17 protein-coding genes and 1 pseudogene are annotated in these 16,481 nt (G+C 59.4%); 16 read left to right on the forward strand and 2 right to left on the reverse strand.

What is annotated here, in order from left to right; all coding sequences use genetic code 11:
* Nucleotides 1-156 precede the first annotated feature (156 nt).
* From ispF to rpoS, 6 genes are all read left to right on the forward strand, one after another.
* Complete coding sequence (gene ispF, locus NN484_RS02210) at nucleotides 157-630, forward strand: 2-C-methyl-D-erythritol 2,4-cyclodiphosphate synthase (protein ID WP_025110868.1); 474 nt, start codon at nucleotides 157-159, stop codon at nucleotides 628-630.
* Nucleotides 627-1,685, forward strand: coding sequence for a tRNA pseudouridine(13) synthase TruD (gene truD / locus NN484_RS02215; protein WP_127650690.1), 1,059 nt, complete (start codon nucleotides 627-629; stop codon nucleotides 1,683-1,685). Before ispF ends, truD begins: the two co-directional genes overlap by 4 nt.
* Complete coding sequence (surE, locus tag NN484_RS02220) at nucleotides 1,673-2,422, forward strand: 5'/3'-nucleotidase SurE (protein WP_215501428.1); 750 nt, start codon at nucleotides 1,673-1,675, stop codon at nucleotides 2,420-2,422. Before truD ends, surE begins: the two co-directional genes overlap by 13 nt.
* Nucleotides 2,423-2,463: 41 nt before the next feature.
* On the forward strand, nucleotides 2,464-3,099 hold the full coding sequence (locus tag NN484_RS02225) for a protein-L-isoaspartate(D-aspartate) O-methyltransferase (protein ID WP_169841266.1): 636 nt from the start codon (nucleotides 2,464-2,466) through the stop codon (nucleotides 3,097-3,099).
* 212 nt (nucleotides 3,100-3,311) lie between these two features.
* Nucleotides 3,312-4,193 carry a peptidoglycan DD-metalloendopeptidase family protein gene (locus NN484_RS02230; RefSeq protein ID WP_274658512.1) on the forward strand — a complete coding sequence of 294 codons (882 nt, stop codon included), beginning with the start codon at nucleotides 3,312-3,314 and terminating at the stop codon, nucleotides 4,191-4,193.
* Between the two features lie 106 nt (nucleotides 4,194-4,299).
* Nucleotides 4,300-5,310: an RNA polymerase sigma factor RpoS gene (rpoS, locus tag NN484_RS02235; protein ID WP_016985073.1), complete on the forward strand. Its 1,011-nt coding sequence runs from the start codon at nucleotides 4,300-4,302 to the stop codon at nucleotides 5,308-5,310.
* 613 nt (nucleotides 5,311-5,923) lie between these two features.
* Here the strand turns inward: rpoS and fdxA are convergent.
* Entirely contained in the window at nucleotides 5,924-6,247 is a 324-nt protein-coding gene (fdxA, locus tag NN484_RS02240) for a ferredoxin FdxA (RefSeq protein WP_007908827.1), read from the reverse strand.
* A gap of 163 nt (nucleotides 6,248-6,410) precedes the next feature.
* On the reverse strand, nucleotides 6,411-8,993 hold the full coding sequence (gene mutS / locus NN484_RS02245) for a DNA mismatch repair protein MutS (protein ID WP_007964305.1): 2,583 nt from the start codon (nucleotides 8,991-8,993) through the stop codon (nucleotides 6,411-6,413).
* A 201-nt stretch (nucleotides 8,994-9,194) separates the two neighbouring features.
* On the opposite strand from mutS, the gene NN484_RS02250 reads away from it, so the two are divergent.
* The 10 genes and pseudogenes from NN484_RS02250 to NN484_RS27280 all read left to right on the forward strand — a co-directional run.
* Complete coding sequence (locus tag NN484_RS02250; protein WP_127650903.1) at nucleotides 9,195-9,938, forward strand: LexA family transcriptional regulator; 744 nt, start codon at nucleotides 9,195-9,197, stop codon at nucleotides 9,936-9,938.
* 527 nt (nucleotides 9,939-10,465) lie between these two features.
* Nucleotides 10,466-10,810 (forward strand): phage holin family protein, encoded by a 345-nt coding sequence (locus NN484_RS02255; RefSeq protein ID WP_215501431.1) that lies wholly within the window; start codon nucleotides 10,466-10,468, stop codon nucleotides 10,808-10,810.
* Nucleotides 10,811-10,848: 38 nt separating this feature from the next.
* The gene (locus NN484_RS02260) at nucleotides 10,849-11,007 is read left to right on the forward strand and encodes a Com family DNA-binding transcriptional regulator (protein WP_215501432.1); all 159 of its coding nucleotides are present in this window, start codon (nucleotides 10,849-10,851) and stop codon (nucleotides 11,005-11,007) included.
* A gap of 36 nt (nucleotides 11,008-11,043) precedes the next feature.
* Nucleotides 11,044-11,889: a putidacin L1 family lectin-like bacteriocin gene (locus NN484_RS02265; protein WP_215501433.1), complete on the forward strand. Its 846-nt coding sequence runs from the start codon at nucleotides 11,044-11,046 to the stop codon at nucleotides 11,887-11,889.
* A 215-nt stretch (nucleotides 11,890-12,104) separates the two neighbouring features.
* Nucleotides 12,105-12,626, forward strand: a complete 522-nt coding sequence (locus tag NN484_RS02270; RefSeq protein ID WP_274658513.1) for a hypothetical protein — start codon at nucleotides 12,105-12,107, stop codon at nucleotides 12,624-12,626.
* A 3-nt stretch (nucleotides 12,627-12,629) separates the two neighbouring features.
* Nucleotides 12,630-13,238, forward strand: coding sequence for a phage baseplate assembly protein V (locus NN484_RS02275; RefSeq protein WP_127650674.1), 609 nt, complete (start codon nucleotides 12,630-12,632; stop codon nucleotides 13,236-13,238).
* Nucleotides 13,239-13,252: 14 nt separating this feature from the next.
* Complete coding sequence (locus tag NN484_RS02280) at nucleotides 13,253-13,585, forward strand: phage baseplate protein (protein WP_047291927.1); 333 nt, start codon at nucleotides 13,253-13,255, stop codon at nucleotides 13,583-13,585.
* Complete coding sequence (locus NN484_RS02285) at nucleotides 13,582-14,577, forward strand: baseplate J/gp47 family protein (RefSeq protein ID WP_274658514.1); 996 nt, start codon at nucleotides 13,582-13,584, stop codon at nucleotides 14,575-14,577. Before NN484_RS02280 ends, NN484_RS02285 begins: the two co-directional genes overlap by 4 nt.
* Nucleotides 14,574-15,209 carry a phage tail protein I gene (locus tag NN484_RS02290; protein WP_274658515.1) on the forward strand — a complete coding sequence of 212 codons (636 nt, stop codon included), beginning with the start codon at nucleotides 14,574-14,576 and terminating at the stop codon, nucleotides 15,207-15,209. Before NN484_RS02285 ends, NN484_RS02290 begins: the two co-directional genes overlap by 4 nt.
* Nucleotides 15,210-16,007: pseudogene (locus NN484_RS27280) on the forward strand (phage tail protein); the annotation flags it as partial.
* Between the last annotated feature and the right edge of the window lie 474 nt (nucleotides 16,008-16,481).

Genomic DNA, 16,481 nt, shown 5'->3' on the forward strand with positions numbered 1-16,481 from the left:
CGTTGCATGCCTTGGGAAGGGAACAACCATTCCCAGCGGCCTGCGCCTTGCCTGGCACGCTTTAAGGCGACAACGCGGAGGGGAAACTAATTGAGAACACCCCCCGGGTTAATGCAGGTAGAATCACGCCCTGACAAAAATCGGGGCGTTTTTTTTATGCGTATTGGCCACGGCTACGATGTGCACCGTTTCGCTGAAGGCGATTTCATTACTCTGGGCGGCGTGCGCATTGCACACGGCTTCGGGCTGCTCGCTCACTCCGACGGTGACGTCCTGCTGCACGCCTTGAGCGATGCCTTGCTCGGCGCGGCTGCGCTAGGGGATATCGGCAAACACTTTCCGGACACCGACCCGCAATTCAAGGGTGCCGACAGCCGCGTGCTGTTGCGCCATGTGGTCGCGCTGATCCACGCCAAGGGCTGGAAAATCGGCAATGTCGACAACACCATCGTTGCCCAGGCGCCGAAAATGGCCCCGCATATCGAATCGATGCGCGCGTTGATCGCCGCCGATCTTCAAGTTGAGTTGGATCAAGTGAACGTGAAAGCTACCACCACCGAAAAGCTTGGCTTTGTCGGTCGCGAAGAAGGCATCGCCGTGCACTCCGTCGCCTTGTTGCTGCGCGCATGAACGAACTGCAATTGCTCGGCCCGCGAGCCTATGGCGAACCCCTCGGTACCGCAGTACTGAAAGCCATCGCCGAAGATTTTCAGGTCGACGAAGTGCTCGACATCCCGTTCAGCGGCGATGGTGAACACCTGTGGATCTGGGTGGAAAAACGTGGCCTGAACACCGAGGAAGCGGCGCGCCGAATTGCCAAGGCAGCCGGCGTGTCCTTGCGTACCGTCAGCTATGCCGGGCTCAAGGATCGTCAGGCGCTGACCCGCCAGTGGTTCAGCGTGCAACTGCCGGGCAAGGCTGATCCGGACCTGTCGGCGGCGGAGAACGATACGCTGAAGATCCTCAAGACCACGCGCCACAAGCGCAAGCTGCAACGCGGCGCGCATTCGGCCAACGGTTTTACCCTGCGCCTGACCCAGTTCGCCGGCGACAAGGAGGCGATCGAACAGCGTCTGCAGTTGATCGCCAAGCAAGGCATTCCCAATTATTTCGGCGCCCAGCGTTTCGGCCATGACGGCGGCAACGTCGTTGATGCGCGTGCGTGGGCGGCGCGCAAGGCTCTACCGGAGCAGCGCAATGTGCGTTCGCGGCTGCTGTCGACGGCGCGCAGTTTTCTGTTCAATCAGGTCTTGGCGGCGCGGGTTGCCGACGGTACCTGGCAGCAGGCGCAGGTGGGCGATCTGCTGGCGTTCACCGACAGCCGTAGTTTTTTCCCGGCCGGTGAAGCCGAATGCAGCGATCCGCGTCTGGCGATTCTCGATCTGCACCCCACCGGTCCGCAGTGGGGCGAAGGTGACTCACCGGCTGCCGGCGCTGTCCATGATCTGGAGCAGGGGATTGCCGAGCGCGAGGCCGACCTGCGCGATTGGTTGATCAATGCCGGAATGAGCCACGAACGTCGCATCCTGCGGCTGCCCATTGGCGGGTTGTCGTGGCATTATCCCCAGCCTGACATTCTGCAACTGGAATTCGTCCTCCCGGCCGGATGCTTCGCCACCGTATTGGTGCGCGAACTCGTTGATCTGGTGCCGGTGGGGCAGACGGACAGCCCATGCGTATTCTGATTTCTAACGACGATGGGGTAACCGCACCCGGTCTCGCCGCGCTTTATGGTGCGCTGGCGGATTACACCGAATGCGTGGTTATCGCCCCGGAGCAGGACAAAAGCGGCGCCAGCAGTTCGCTGACGCTCGACCGTCCGTTGCACCCGCAATACCTGGCCAACGGTTTCATCAGCCTCAACGGTACACCGACCGACTGCGTGCACCTGGGCCTCAACGGCCTGCTGGAGCGCGAGCCGGACATGGTGGTTTCCGGGATCAACCTCGGCGCCAATCTGGGCGATGATGTGCTGTATTCCGGCACCGTGGCGGCCGCCCTCGAAGGGCGCTTCCTCGAGCGCCCTTCGTTCGCGTTCTCGCTGGTCTCGCGGCAGGTGGATAATCTGGCGACAGCGGCCCATTTCGCGCGCAAACTGGTCGAGGCCCACGCCGGGCTGGACCTGCCGCCGCGCACGGTGCTGAACGTGAACATCCCCAATTTGCCGATCGAACACATTCGCGGTATTCAACTGACCCGCCTGGGCCATCGCGCCCGTGCCGCGGCACCGATGAAAGTGGTCGATCCGCGTGGCAAGGCCGGTTACTGGATCGCCGCTGCCGGCGATGCCGAAGATGGCGGCCCGGGCACCGACTTTCATGCGGTGATGCAAGGTTATGTGTCGATCACGCCATTGCAGCTCGATCGCACCTTCAACGATGCCTTCAGAAGTCTCGACGGCTGGCTGGAGGGACTGCGCTGATGGCTCGTGAACACGAAGACAGAATGCGCAGTGGCATCGGCATGACGTCGCAGCGCACGCGCGAACGTCTGATCCAGCGTCTCTATGAAGAAGGCCTGTCCAACGCCAAGGTGCTGGAAGTGATCCGCCGTACGCCGCGTCATCTGTTCGTCGATGAAGCACTGGCACACCGTGCCTACGAAGATACCGCGCTGCCGATCGGCCACAACCAGACCATCTCCCAGCCTTATATGGTGGCGCGCATGAGCGAGCTGCTGCTGGAGGCGGGTCCGTTGGACAAGGTGCTGGAAATCGGCACCGGTTCGGGCTATCAGACGGCGGTGCTGTCGCAACTGGTTGAGCGGGTCTTTTCGGTCGAACGCATCAAGGTCCTGCAGGACCGGGCCAAAGAACGCCTGGTCGAACTCAACCTGCGCAACGTGGTGTTCCGCTGGGGCGATGGCTGGGAAGGCTGGCCGGCACTGGCACCGTATAACGGCATCATCGTCACGGCGGTCGCCACCGATGTGCCGCAGGCGTTGCTTGATCAACTGGCTCCGGGGGGGCGGATGGTGATTCCGGTCGGCTCGGGGGAAGTGCAGCAATTGATGCTGATCGTGCGTGAAGAGCACGGCTTTTCCCGCCACGTTTTGGGCGCGGTGCGCTTCGTGCCATTGCTCAACGGCCCGTTGGCCTGAGCATTTGTTTACAGGCGCTGAATTCCTTTCGCTGGACTCGGTCTTACACCGGCAGCAAGGAGTTAAACACTACGAATTGTCCACGGGCAAACGTGTGCGTGAAGCGTTTTCGCATCTTTAACGGTAAAGCCTGTGCGGCCCGTTATACTTGCGACACTGCTTGCCGCGACACGGCATTCCACATATTTCAGCCACCACAAAGGGAGCGGCGGGTGAGTCTCACAGTCATTGCGCAGCGTATGGGTAACACGAGCTTTCAGCGCCTGGTGACTGGCCTTGTATTGAGCACCTTGCTGGTCGGTTGCTCCAGCACCAAATCGAGTAACGTACGAGTAGTCGATCGCAACGGTGCGGCGGCCCAGCGTCCAGCCGTCACGACCGGGCAATATGTAGTCCGTCCGGGCGATACGCTGTTTTCCATCGCTTTTCGCTACGGCTGGGACTACAAAGCCCTCGCGGCACGGAACAATATTCCTACGCCATATACGATACATCCGGGTCAGACAATTCGCTTCGATGGCCGCACCGGTTCAACGCCGACAGCAGTGGTGAGCAACAGCAGTTCCTCGCCATCTTCGTCGAGCAAAACCACGGTAATCCGGCGCCAGGCGAATGGCACGACGACCACCACAGTGACCGGTTCCGGGGCCGGTTCTGCGGGGGCTGCACCGTCCGTCGCCAACAAACCGGCCCCGGCTCCACTGCCTCCACCGGGCCCGGCCCCGACCGGCTGGGGATGGCCATCTAATGGCATTCTGATTGGAAAATTCTCTTCAAACGGTAGTTTGAATAAAGGAATTGATATCGCCGGAGATTTGGGACAGCCTGTTTTAGCTGCGTCTGATGGGACGGTGGTATACGCCGGGAGTGGCTTAAGGGGCTACGGCGAATTAGTCATCATCAAACACAGCGAAACCTACGTCAGTGCTTACGGTCACAACCGTCGGCTGTTGGTTCGGGAGGGACAGCAGGTCAAGGTCGGACAGACAATTGCCGAAATGGGGTCGACGGGTACAGACCGGGTGAAACTGCATTTTGAGATTCGCCGACAAGGTAAACCTGTAGATCCGCTGCAGTTCCTGCCAAGACGTTGATTTGTAAGCCAGCCTGTTCCGTCGCGTAGAGGGGACAGGCTCCAGCGCTGCCAAGGATAAAGGCGTCGCTTGAGCTTGGGGTCGAACTCACCAAAGGACTATAACAATGGCTCTCAGTAAAGAAGTGCCGGAGTTTGACATCGACGATGAGGTTCTCCTTATGGAGGCCGGCATCGATTCGGAATCTTCGATGTCGAATGATGAAGGGGCTGCTCCACCTTCCGTTCGTTCCAAATCCAAACACTCCGCTTCACTTAAACAACACAAGTACATCGACTACACGCGGGCACTCGATGCCACGCAGTTGTATCTCAACGAAATCGGCTTTTCTCCACTGCTCTCCCCCGAGGAAGAAGTTCATTTTGCGCGCCTGTCGCAAAGTGGCGACCCTGCCGGGCGCAAGCGCATGATTGAAAGTAACCTGCGGCTGGTCGTCAAGATCGCCCGGCGTTACGTCAATCGGGGGCTGTCGCTGCTGGATCTGATCGAAGAGGGCAACCTCGGCTTGATCCGCGCAGTGGAAAAGTTCGATCCCGAGCGCGGCTTCCGCTTCTCGACCTACGCAACCTGGTGGATTCGTCAGACCATCGAGCGCGCGATCATGAATCAGACCCGGACCATCCGGTTGCCGATCCATGTGGTCAAGGAACTCAACGTGTACCTGCGGGCTGCACGGGAGCTGACGCAAAAGCTCGATCACGAACCTTCACCCGAAGAAATCGCCAACCTGCTGGAAAAACCGGTGGGCGAGGTCAAGCGCATGCTCGGCCTGAACGAGCGGGTTTCTTCGGTCGACGTCTCGCTGGGTCCGGATTCGGATAAAACCCTGCTGGACACCCTGACGGATGACCGTCCGACCGATCCATGCGAACTGCTGCAGGATGACGACCTGTCGCAGAGTATCGATCAATGGCTCTCGGAATTGACCGACAAGCAGCGCGAGGTGGTCGTACGTCGCTTCGGCCTGCGCGGCCACGAGAGCAGCACGCTGGAAGATGTAGGCCTGGAGATCGGCCTGACCCGGGAGCGGGTGCGGCAGATCCAGGTGGAGGGCCTCAAGCGCCTTCGTGAAATCCTCGAGAAGAATGGCCTGTCGAGCGAGTCGCTGTTTCAGTAAGCGCCTCTGACGAACGCCCACAAAAAGCCCCGACTGGTTCGGGGCTTTTTGTTGCCTGTTCGAGCACCGAACGGGATCTCCTGTGGCGAGGGAGCTTGCTCCCGCTGGGGCACGAAGTGGCCCCGCTTTAGGGCCTGTTGCGCCGCCTAGCGGGAGCAGACTCCCTCGCCACACCATTCATCCCCAGACATACGGTCGGCAATTCCATCGTTTGTAGTCTCGCGGTGTAAGCCTTGGCTTACTCTTTCGTAAGTGTTCCCTATTTTTACAGGACGGTAGACGTCTATTGTTCGATGGACTGTAGTTTAACTCATTGATTTTCATGCATATTTTTAAATATGAAGTGCTTATTACAGTCCCTTTTGGCTGTCTGGGGCGATTGCTCTCGGCAGGGAACTCTTTAGTATCAGCACTGTGTCGACGGACAGACACGCCCTTCAAGGATGAGGGGAAAGGACATCGCGGGATGCGATTCATCAGGACGATGAAAAGGAATACAGGGAATAGGGAAAAAATGTGGGCGGGTCAAACCGCCCCTTTTTTTTGCCCGTAAAAACTCAAGGCAGAGACGAAAAAAAGGCCCGCAAGGGGCCTCTTCAGAACGCGTGACAGATCAGCGTTCGAGGTCTTTGATCTTGCCTTTGACGCCATCCCACTCTTCGGCATCCGGCAGCGATTCTTTCTTCTCGGTGATGTTCGGCCAGATTTCGGCCAATTCAACGTTCAGTTGAATGAACTCCTGCATCTCTTCCGGAACTTCGTCCTCGGAGAAAATGGCCACGGCCGGGCATTCTGGTTCGCACAGGGCGCAGTCGATGCACTCATCCGGGTGAATTACCAGGAAGTTCGGGCCTTCGTAAAAGCAGTCCACCGGACACACTTCTACGCAGTCGGTGTACTTGCACTTGATGCAGTTGTCGGTGACGACGAAGGTCATTTCTAATTTTCTCCTCAGGCGGCGGCAGCGTTGCCCCTTCACGGTTGGGGTCGCCAGGTTCGGGAGCGATGTCTGCCAGCCAGGCTATTAGCCAGCAGCATCCCAAACCGCGCGAGATTCTAACAGCTTGAAGCCGTTTGCGTTATATCCGGTTCTTCGGTGCTTAGATCCGGTTCTTAAGTGCATATAACAATTCGAGTGCCCGACGCGGAGTCAGGTCATCGAGATCCACTTTCGCCAACTCATCCAGCACCGGATGCGGCAGGCTGGCGAACATGTCGCTCTGCTGCGGAGCGGCCGGCTTGCCTTTGACGGCAGGTTTCGGCGCCTCATGCGGCAATGCGGTGTCTTCCAGTCGGCTCAGGTGCTCACGGGCACGCACGATCACTTCGCTCGGTACGCCGGCCAGTTGCGCCACGGCCAGACCGTAGCTCTGGCTGGCAGGCCCCGGCAACACGTGGTGCAGGAACACGATGCGCTCGTTGTGCTCGGTGGCGTTGAGGTGCACGTTGGCCACCAACGGCTCGGCTTCCGGCAACACGGTGAGTTCGAAATAGTGCGTCGCAAATAGAGTATAGGCACGCAGGTGCGCCAGACGCTCGGCCGCCGCCCATGCCAGCGACAGACCGTCGAATGTGCTGGTGCCGCGACCGACTTCGTCCATCAGCACCAGGCTGCGTTCGGTGGCGTTGTGCAGGATATTGGCGGTTTCACTCATTTCGACCATGAAGGTCGAACGGCCACCGGCCAGGTCATCGCTGGAGCCGATCCGGGTGAAGATCCGGTCCACCAGCGACAATTCGCAACTGGCCGCCGGCACGAAGCTGCCGATATGTGCCAGCAGCACGATCAATGCGGTTTGCCGCATGTAGGTGGATTTACCGCCCATGTTCGGACCGGTAATCACCAGCATTCGGGTGTTGTCATCCAGGCTCAGATCGTTGGCCACGAACGGCGTGGTCAGCACTTGCTCGACCACCGGGTGACGACCCTGAGTGATGCGCATGCACGGCTCGCTGACGAAACGCGGGCAGTTCAGGTCAAGGTTCAGCGCACGCTCGGCCAGGTTGCTCAGCACGTCCAGCTCGGCCAGTGCACCGGCAGTGTCCTGCAGGGGTGGCAGCTGGCTGATCAGGTCTTCCAGCAGCGCTTCATAAAGCATCTTTTCGCGGGCCAGGGCACGGCTTTTGGCCGACAGCGCCTTGTCTTCGAATTCTTTCAGTTCCGGGGTGATGAAGCGCTCGGCGCCCTTGAGCGTCTGGCGACGGATGTAGTCTGCCGGAGCGGACTCGGCCTGTTTGCTCGGCAACTCGATGAAGTAGCCATGAATGCGGTTGTAACCGACTTTCAGGTTGGCCAGGCCAGTGCGGGCCTTCTCCCGTGCTTCGAGGTCGATCAGGAACTGGCCGGCGTTTTCGCTCAGTGATTGCAGTTCGTCGAGCTCGCTGTCGTAACCGGTTTTCAGCACGCCGCCGTCGCGGATCACCGCTGGCGGGTTGTCGATAATGGCTTTTTCCAGCAGCGCCGCCAGTTCCGGGTAGGTGCTGGTGGTGGTCGCCAGGCGCTGCAGGTGCGGCGCCTCAAGGTCGGTCATCGCCACTTGCAGTTGCGGCAGCGCGCCGAGGGCATCGCGCAGGCGGGCGAGGTCACGGGGCCGCGCATTGCGCAGACCGATCCGCGCCAGAATCCGCTCGATGTCGCCGATTTCCTTGAGTTGTGGTTGCAGCTTTTCGAAGCGATAACCGTCGAGCAGACAAGTGATCGACGTTTGTCGCGCGAGCAGCACGGTCAGATCGCGCAGCGGACGGTTCAGCCAACGGGTCAGCAGACGGCTGCCCATCGCGGTCTGGCAGCGATCGACCACCGATTGCAGGGTGTTGTCGCGGCCACCGGCCAGGTTGGTATCCAGTTCGAGGTTGCGACGGCTCGCACCGTCCAGCACCACCGTGTCATCCAGGCGCTCATGGCGCAGGCTGCGCAGATGGGGCAGGGCGGTGCGCTGGGTTTCCTTGGCGTAGGCCAGCAGGCAACCGGCGGCGCCGATGGCCAGGGTCAGGGTTTCGCAACCGAAGCCTTTCAGGTCTTGCGTGGAGAACTGCTGGCAGAGACTTTTCAGCGCCGAGTCGCGCTCGAAATCCCACGGCGCACGACGACGCACGCCACGGCGTTTTTCCGCCGGCAGGTCTTTCGGCCAGTCGTCCGGGATCAGCAGTTCCACCGGGTTCACCCGTTCCAGCTCCGCCAGCAGGTTTTCCCAGCCCTTGATCTCCAACACGGTGAAGTTGCCGCTGGTGATGTCCAGCACGGCCAGGCCGAACAGGCGCTCGTCGCCCAAGACCGCCGCAATCAGGTTGTCGCGGCGCTCGTCGAGCAGCGCTTCGTCACTGACCGTACCCGGGGTGATGATCCGCACCACCTGACGTTCCACCGGACCCTTGCTGGTGGCCGGGTCGCCGACCTGCTCGCAGATCACCACCGACTCGCCGAGCTTGACCAGTTTCGCCAGGTAACCTTCCGCCGCGTGGTATGGAATCCCGCACATCGGAATCGCCTGACCCGCCGACTGACCGCGCGCGGTCAGGGTGATGTCGAGCAACTTGGCAGCCTTCTTCGCGTCTTCATAGAAGATCTCGTAGAAGTCGCCCATGCGATAGAACATCAGCTGATCCGGGTGCTGATTCTTCAGGCGCCAGTACTGCTGCATCATCGGAGTGTGGGAGGACAGGTCGGAGACGGCTTTATTCATCGGATTGTCAGGCAACTCGTTAAAAGATGTAGGGCAAAAGCGGGGGCAACGGCCCGGCTTTTCCGCGATGGGCGCAAGGTTACCATGGGTGGTCTGCTCGACGCAGGCACGACGGTCCGCTGACACTTTTTTGCGTTTAATGCTGATTTATGCATGTTTTATGCAAATCAGCATTTGTCTTCCGAAAAAACTTCAAGCACTATGCGCGTTATGCAAAAACGCAACGTATCCTCCGTCTTAAGAGCACTGCTCGACCAGCACGGGATCTCCCCCACGGAGCTCCACCGTCGCACCGGCGTGCCTCAATCAACGCTCTCGCGGATTCTCAGCGGGAAGATCGTCGATCCTTCGGATAAACACATTTCGAAGATCGCCGAATACTTCAGTGTGAGCACCGATCAGTTGCGCGGCCGCGCAGACGTCGCGACCGTGACCGGTGGCGCGCGCGATGACGTGCATGCGGAACTCAAGGACATAAGCCTGTGGGACGACGATACCCCTGTCGATGATGACGAGGTGTCGGTGCCCTTTCTTCGCGAGGTTGAATTGGCTGCTGGATCAGGAAGATTCGTCATCGAAGAGAGCGAACGCTCTAGCCTACGCTTCGGCAAGCGCAGCCTGCGCCATAACGGTGTGCAGTTCGACCAGGCCAAATGCGTGACGGTGCGCGGCAACAGCATGTTGCCGGTGTTGCGGGACGGCGCCACTGTCGGTGTAAATGCGGGCAAGTGTGGTATCGGCGACATCATCGATGGCGACTTGTACGCGATCAATCACAACGGTCAGTTGCGCGTGAAGCAACTCTACCGCCTGCCCACCGGTATCCGTCTGCGCAGCTTCAACCGCGATGAGCATCCGGACGAGGACTACAGCTTCCAGGATATGCAGGAAGAACAGATCGTCATCCTCGGCCACGTCTTCTGGTGGGGCATGTACGCCCGCTAACCTGAACCCCTTCAGATAGAACCCGCCCTTGGCGGGTTTTTTTTCGTCTGTGCAAAAACCTCCAACCCTTGAACGGCGCGGCTTTCATGCGTCCGTGCATTTCTCGCGCATAAATAAATGCATTTACGCATTGACTGGATATGCATCCATGCATATCCTTGCCACCAAGCCGCTCGACAAAGCGGCTGGCAACAACAGCTCTTTAGTTCCACAAGAACAGGCAGCGATGAACCGGCCTCAACGGTTCAGAGGGTTGGCAACTGACCCGGGTGTGCAGCGTAAAGCACCAAGAGCAGTTATCCGGCGGGCAGGGACCGCGGTCGGAAAAACAATTTGAATGGACTCGTACCGCGCCAGTAGCGCCGAAAAGTCAGCTTCCTTTTTTGAACACAGGATTTAAAGGAAGGCGAAGGAGCGCATTACTGAAAAGCCCGGCTATAGCGCCGGGCTTTTTGGAATGCCTACCTGAAGAGACATCGCTTGAACCCAACACACAACACTCATCAACTAAAAACAGGAGGCGTGACATGACAAACGAGCAACAAGCGTTGGCAGACATGCCGATCTGGCTGGTCATCCTTCTCGCCGTAGTGGGCGGGGTGTCCGGCGAGATGTGGCGCGCCGACAAGGAGGGCGCTCGCGGCTGGCCATTGCTGCGGCGTCTGGCCCTGCGCTCCGGCGCCTGCATGATCTGCGGCGTGTCGGCAATCATGCTGCTGTACGCCGCCGGCATGTCGATCTGGGCCGCTGGCGCCTTCGGCTGCTTGACGGCCATGGCCGGGGCCGACGTAGCCATTGGTCTTTACGAGCGCTGGGCGGCCAAGCGCATTGGCGTTTGCGAAGTACCGCCTGGCAATACAAACAAGGAGTAAAGAGGCGTCACAGCGGTATTTGAGAAGGAGTTCAATTCATGCTGAGCGATTTTCGTTGCGGTAAATGCAATCGTTTACTTGCAAAAGTAGATGCATTTCATCAAGTGCAAATCAAATGTCCTCGGTGCAGGACATTGAATCACACGAAGACCCGAGGTCTCGTCAGTCCGCCTGTGAGCGATCCAACGCAGCATTGACTGCCCACAATAACCAATCGGTCAATAGGTGAATATATGGCTACGCTACCACGCTACCCGTTTACTACGAACGGCAGTTCGATTTTGCTGCCTCTGCATGAGATGTCCGCTGGGCAATATCTTGAATCACCGGACAAGCGCTTCAAGTTAATTGTCCAGCCCGATGGCAATCTGGCCATTTACGAGGGGGGCAATACAGTTTGGGTGGCGATTGCCGGTCAACCGTATACAAGTTCCGGAAAGCAGATAGATAACTCAAAAATTTATTTCTACCTGATGTATTACGCGTTTCTCAATGATCCAACGCGCGGCCGTATGTGGGGCACTGCCAACAGCACGCCGCTTAACGCTGATATTTGGGCAGCTTACAATCGGGCCTATCTGTCTCTGCAAAATGACGGCAATCTCGTCGTGATCGACTCGATCCCGGTCTGGGCAAGTAACTCTGCCATCCCGATCAGCCCCTCTGTGGAATCGACCTATATTCCAGCCGGGACGACTCTCGAAGTTGATCGACGGTATGTGGTCGGTGGTACTACGCTGGTCTTCCAGTCGGACGGTAATCTGGTTGTTTCGAACGGACCGCTCGGTGTTCTTTGGGCGAGCTGGACACAGAACAAGGGCGCTACTCGTGCCGTGATGCAGGATGACGGAAATTTCGTGATCTATGGCGCGAACAATACGCCGCTTTGGTTTACCGGCACGGCTGGTCGTCCTGGGGCGATTGCGAAAATTCAGGCAAATGGAAGCTTCTCCATTGTCAGTGAAAAACCCGTCTGGGCTCGATTTGGTTTTACTCCAACTATTTTGCCGAAACGTGTTTACCACTGGGATAACAGCACTTGGAGTTTGCCTCTGAGTAAAGTTCTCTGGACCTTCTGACGTACAACTAATGATGTATGCCCCGTGTAGCAACGGGGCTTTTATATTTGAGTGTTACTCCGCCATGTGGCGGTTTTATTCTCGTTGGCAGCCGATAAAAAGCCACGTTGGCCCAGCCATCTCACACCATCATCGCAATCAGCCATCCCCCCACGTTTTTTGCCTGCAACTCCTGCGGCGGGACTGCGCGTGGACATTTGAAAAGGAGGTCATGCATGCCCGCACCGATCCAGCAGCCGTCGCAACTGTTCACGGCGATGGCGGCAACCTTGCGCAACAGCGCCGGCCTGAATCTGCAGGTTGGCAGTCACGACGACTTCACGGCACCTGGCGCTCAGGCCTGGGCGCTGATCGACTTCGACCGCAATGCACCGGGAGCACGTGCCGCTGACGGGCGTATCGCCCACGTCATGAGCGTATCGCTGCAAGTCATCCCGGCCGTTTCTGCCAGCGCTTTCGCCGCCTGCGATCTGATCGCCGTGCTGAAAAACCTGATCACCGACAACCGTTGGGGCCTGCCCGGCGATCAATGCGATCTGCCGATGAACATTGATGGTTTGCCGTCAGTGCTGATTCGCGCCGACCAGCCATACAAGGCGTGGACGCTGACCTTCACCCAAACCCTCTACCTCGGCCCGACCCTGCTCGACGATCCGCTCGGTACGCCGAAATTCGCCCGCACCTGGGAAGTCAGCGACATCGACGACCCCGACCAATACACCGCGCTGGAGGCCTGATTGATGTTCGACGCATTACTGCGCATGCAACTGGGGCCGATCATCGAGCGGCTGGCGGAAATGGAAGCGGAAATCGACGACCTGCACCGACGTGCCGAGAGTTTCTGTCGCATCGGCGTCTGTCAGGCAGTCGATGCGGCGAGCAATACCTGCCAGGTCAGCCACGGTGGATTGCTGACGCCGGCCATCAAGTTCTTCAACCCGAGTGCCGGCGCCCAGAGCGAGTCGCGGATTCCCACCGTGGGCGAGCAGTGTCTGCTGTTCAACTATGGCAGTGGTGAAAGCGGAGCGCAGAGCGTGGCGTTGTTCGGCCTGAACAGCGACCGCTTTCCGCCGGTCGCGACGGTACCGACGCTGACGCGTCGGGTGCATGTCGACGGCAGCGAAAGCGGCTACGACGACGCCAGCCATACCTTGCACTGGCAGAACGGACCGGCAGCTTTCAGCGGTTCCCGCGAATCGCTGGAACTGAGCATCGGCCCGGCACGGCTGGCGATGACGCCGCAGGTCATCAGCCTGCAACTGGGCGCAGTCGGCCTGACCATCGACGCCTCCGGCGTGCACTTCAGCGGCCCGTTGGTGGATCACCAGGGCCGCGTCATCAGCCCCTGAATCAAGAGCGTCCCATGATCGGAATCGATAGAGACAGCGGGGCCACGGTCGACGACTGGCTGCAGTTTGTGCAGCGCGCGACCCGGGCCCTGACCACGCCGCTGGGCACCCGGCAAAAAAGGCCCCTTTATGGCTCGCTGATCCCCACGCTGCTGGGGCAGAACCTTGGTGACGACGTTCTGCTTCTGGCCCAGAGCCACGCAGCTCAGGCGTTCTACAACACGCAGAACGGCATCAGCGATTTTCAGCCGAGCGTGATCGTCGCCAGCCGCCAGGGCGCCGGTCTGCTGCTGCGTTTCGCCGGCACCTGGAAAAACCGACAACAGACTTTCGAGGTAGTGACATGAGCATGTTGATCCCCGGCCAGAACCAGTTGGCCGAACCGGCGCTGATCACCGTCGACGCCTTCGAAGACCTGCTCGCCGAGTTCAAGACCTTCGTCGTCGAATACGTCGGCGCCCGAGCGCCCGACAGCGCGGCGAAACTCAAGACCAGTCTGGACAACGAAAGCGAACTGCTGACCCTGGCGCTCGAAGCCTTCTGCGTGCGCCTGCAAACCCATGAACGCAAATACAACGCTCGCATCAAGCAGATGCTGGCGTGGTGGGCGACCGGCAGCAATCTCGATGCACGACTGGCGGACATGGGCCTGGAGCGGCAGTTGCTCGACCCGGGCGACCCGGCGGCATTTCCGCCGGTACCGCCGATTTATGAAAGTGACGACGACGCCCGGTTGCGTTATTACCTGGCGCCACACGCCCCGGCAGCCGGTTCGCGGATGCAGTACCGCCGCGAGGTGTTCACCCTCGGTGAACGACCGACGGTGAAGGTCGAATCCAGCGATGCCGGTGTGGTGAACGTCACTTATACCTTCAACCCGGACGGCCTCGCCGCGCAGGTCAAGGACGGCAATGGTCGGCGCACTGCGCCTGGCGAAGTGCAGGTCACGGTGTTGTCGCGCGACGGCGATGGCACCCCGTCAGCAGCGTTGCTGGATGGCGTTCGTCAGCACTTCGCCCGACCCGATGTACGACCGGAAACCGACCTGGTCACGGTCAAGGCTGCCGACATTCAGCGCTACAAGATTCGCGTGGTGGCGAAGATCAATTCCGGCCCCGACTCGGGCCTGACCAAAGTCGCCGCGCAGCAGCAATTGCAGGCTTACGCCGACAGTTGTCATCGCCTCGAAGGCCGGGTCGATCCGAGCTGGATCGACTACACGCTGCACAGCGCCGGCGCCGTGCAACTGCAGATTCTTGAACCGCTGAAGCCGATCGTGACCAGCGCGTTTCAGGCGCCGTACTGCGAGGCCGTCGAGGTCGAGGTGCTGACACTATGAGTGAGCCAACTCAACGTCCGACGCTGCTGCCGGCCAACAGTTCGGCGCTCGAACGCGGTCTGGATCTGGGCTTCGGTGCACTGCTTGATCGCATCGCGCCGCCGTTTCCCGAGTTGATGAACCCGAGCGAAACACCTGTCGCGTTTCTGCCCTATCTGGCAGCGGATCGTGGCGTCGCCGAGTGGAGCAGCGCTGCACCGGAAGCGGAAAAGCGCCTGACCGTCGAACTCGCCTGGCCCACCGCGCGCCAGGCCGGCACTCGCAAGGCACTGGAAAACGCGGCCAAGGGCTTGCAACTGCGCCCCGATGTCCGCGCCTGGTACGAACAGACGCCGCCCGGCGTGCCTTACAGCTTCACCGTGCGAGCGTTCAGCGACCAACCCTACAGCGAAGAAATCGACGCCCGTCTCGACCGACGCCTGGCCGATGCCAAAAGCGAACGGGATGTGTTGTCGGTGTCGGTGGGTTTGAGCGCGTTCGGCAGTCACTCCATCGCCGCCGCGACTTTCTGCGGTGAGCTGACGACGATCTATCCGGTGTTCATCGAAGGGCTTGAAACCTCTGGCGAGGCATTCATGGCCGCGGCGCTGTACACCGTCGAAACATCCACTATTTATCCTCAGGGGGCCTGAATGGCTGACTATTACACCCTGCTCACCAACGCAGGGATTGCCTACGAAACGGCGTGCAAGGCCGCGGGCGTGCCGATCAAGTTGACGCAGATTTCCGTCGGCGATGGCGGCGGCACGGTCTACAACCCGGCTGCGACTGCCACTGCGCTGAAACGCGAAGTCTGGCGCGGGCCGCTCAATGCGCTGTTCCAGGACGAGAAGAATCCGAGCTGGCTGCTCGCTGAAGTGACCATCCCGCCGGATGTTGGCGGTTGGTATGTGCGCGAAGCGGGGTTGTGGACCGACACCGGGATTCTCTACGCCATCGTCAAATATCCGGAGTCGTTCAAACCGGTTCTGGCCACGTCAGGCTCGGGCAAAGAGTTCTATATTCGCTCGATTTTCGAGACCAGCAACGCGTCGCTCGTGACGTTGTTGATTGATGACACGGTGGTCAAGGCGACTCGTGCGTGGGTGGCTGGGTATGTGGCGGATGAGCTTGCCAAGCTCGATTCCAAGCAATCGGTACGTGTTGCCACTACGGGTAATATTGCGCTGAAAGCTTCACAAACCGTTGATGGTATTGCCGTCATTGCGGGTGACAGGGTGCTGGTGAAGAACCAGACATTATCGAAAGACAATGGACTCTACGTTGTCACAAATGAAGCTTGGGTTCGGACAAAAGATGCAGACACGAATCTGAAGGTCACCTCAGGCTTGTGCGTGTCTGTAGAGCAAGGCACAACTCAGGCCGATACGATCTGGCAACTGGTTACCGATGGCCCTGTAGTGCTTGGCACTACTACTTTGGTGTTTCAAAACATCACCTTCGGTTTTGCACCGCTCAGTTCACCGGTGTTCTCCGGTAGCCCGACAGCGCCAACGGCTAACGTTTTTAGCAATGATGATGTTCTGGCAACTACGAAGTTTGTCCAACGAGCGCTGGGTAGTTACGCCGGCCAGACAAACTATGACTCCGATACCCAGTTGACCGTTGCCGACGTCGGCAAACTGTCGATCTTTACCACTGCAGGTTCGACGGCGACGCTGCCCGATTGGAACAGCGTGCCTCCGGGGGGCTTGGTACATCTGACAACCACTGGGGGGCTAACCGTCAAGACCCGGGCAGGGGAAACCTTTGGAGCTGTAAACACAACCAACTTGACTAGCGTTGTGCTCCAACCAGGCAATTTTGCGGTTTTCCGGCGCTTGTTGCTTGGTCCTGGCTGGAGTCTGGATTCGGGGGATACTGCGCTGAAATATTCTCCGATGTTTTCCACCAACGGGGCAACA

It is taken from the genome of Pseudomonas serboccidentalis, from assembly GCF_028830055.1.
In the GTDB taxonomy this organism is placed as follows: domain Bacteria; phylum Pseudomonadota; class Gammaproteobacteria; order Pseudomonadales; family Pseudomonadaceae; genus Aquipseudomonas; species Aquipseudomonas serboccidentalis.

Excerpts from the sequence above, each read along its gene's own strand:
- ispF (WP_025110868.1), top strand. The coding sequence starts at position 157 with ATGCGTATTGGCCACGGCTACGATGTGCACCGTTTCGCTGAAGGCGAT.
- truD (WP_127650690.1), top strand. The coding sequence starts at position 627 with ATGAACGAACTGCAATTGCTCGGCCCGCGAGCCTATGGCGAACCCCTC.
- surE (WP_215501428.1), top strand. The coding sequence starts at position 1,673 with ATGCGTATTCTGATTTCTAACGACGATGGGGTAACCGCACCCGGTCTC.
- NN484_RS02225 (WP_169841266.1), top strand. The coding sequence starts at position 2,464 with ATGACGTCGCAGCGCACGCGCGAACGTCTGATCCAGCGTCTCTATGAA.
- rpoS (WP_016985073.1), top strand. The coding sequence starts at position 4,300 with ATGGCTCTCAGTAAAGAAGTGCCGGAGTTTGACATCGACGATGAGGTT.
- fdxA (WP_007908827.1), bottom strand. The coding sequence starts at position 6,247 with ATGACCTTCGTCGTCACCGACAACTGCATCAAGTGCAAGTACACCGAC.
- mutS (WP_007964305.1), bottom strand. The coding sequence starts at position 8,993 with ATGAATAAAGCCGTCTCCGACCTGTCCTCCCACACTCCGATGATGCAG.
- NN484_RS02250 (WP_127650903.1), top strand. The coding sequence starts at position 9,195 with ATGCGCGTTATGCAAAAACGCAACGTATCCTCCGTCTTAAGAGCACTG.
- NN484_RS02255 (WP_215501431.1), top strand. The coding sequence starts at position 10,466 with ATGACAAACGAGCAACAAGCGTTGGCAGACATGCCGATCTGGCTGGTC.
- NN484_RS02260 (WP_215501432.1), top strand. The coding sequence starts at position 10,849 with ATGCTGAGCGATTTTCGTTGCGGTAAATGCAATCGTTTACTTGCAAAA.
- NN484_RS02265 (WP_215501433.1), top strand. The coding sequence starts at position 11,044 with ATGGCTACGCTACCACGCTACCCGTTTACTACGAACGGCAGTTCGATT.
- NN484_RS02270 (WP_274658513.1), top strand. The coding sequence starts at position 12,105 with ATGCCCGCACCGATCCAGCAGCCGTCGCAACTGTTCACGGCGATGGCG.
- NN484_RS02275 (WP_127650674.1), top strand. The coding sequence starts at position 12,630 with ATGTTCGACGCATTACTGCGCATGCAACTGGGGCCGATCATCGAGCGG.
- NN484_RS02280 (WP_047291927.1), top strand. The coding sequence starts at position 13,253 with ATGATCGGAATCGATAGAGACAGCGGGGCCACGGTCGACGACTGGCTG.
- NN484_RS02285 (WP_274658514.1), top strand. The coding sequence starts at position 13,582 with ATGAGCATGTTGATCCCCGGCCAGAACCAGTTGGCCGAACCGGCGCTG.
- NN484_RS02290 (WP_274658515.1), top strand. The coding sequence starts at position 14,574 with ATGAGTGAGCCAACTCAACGTCCGACGCTGCTGCCGGCCAACAGTTCG.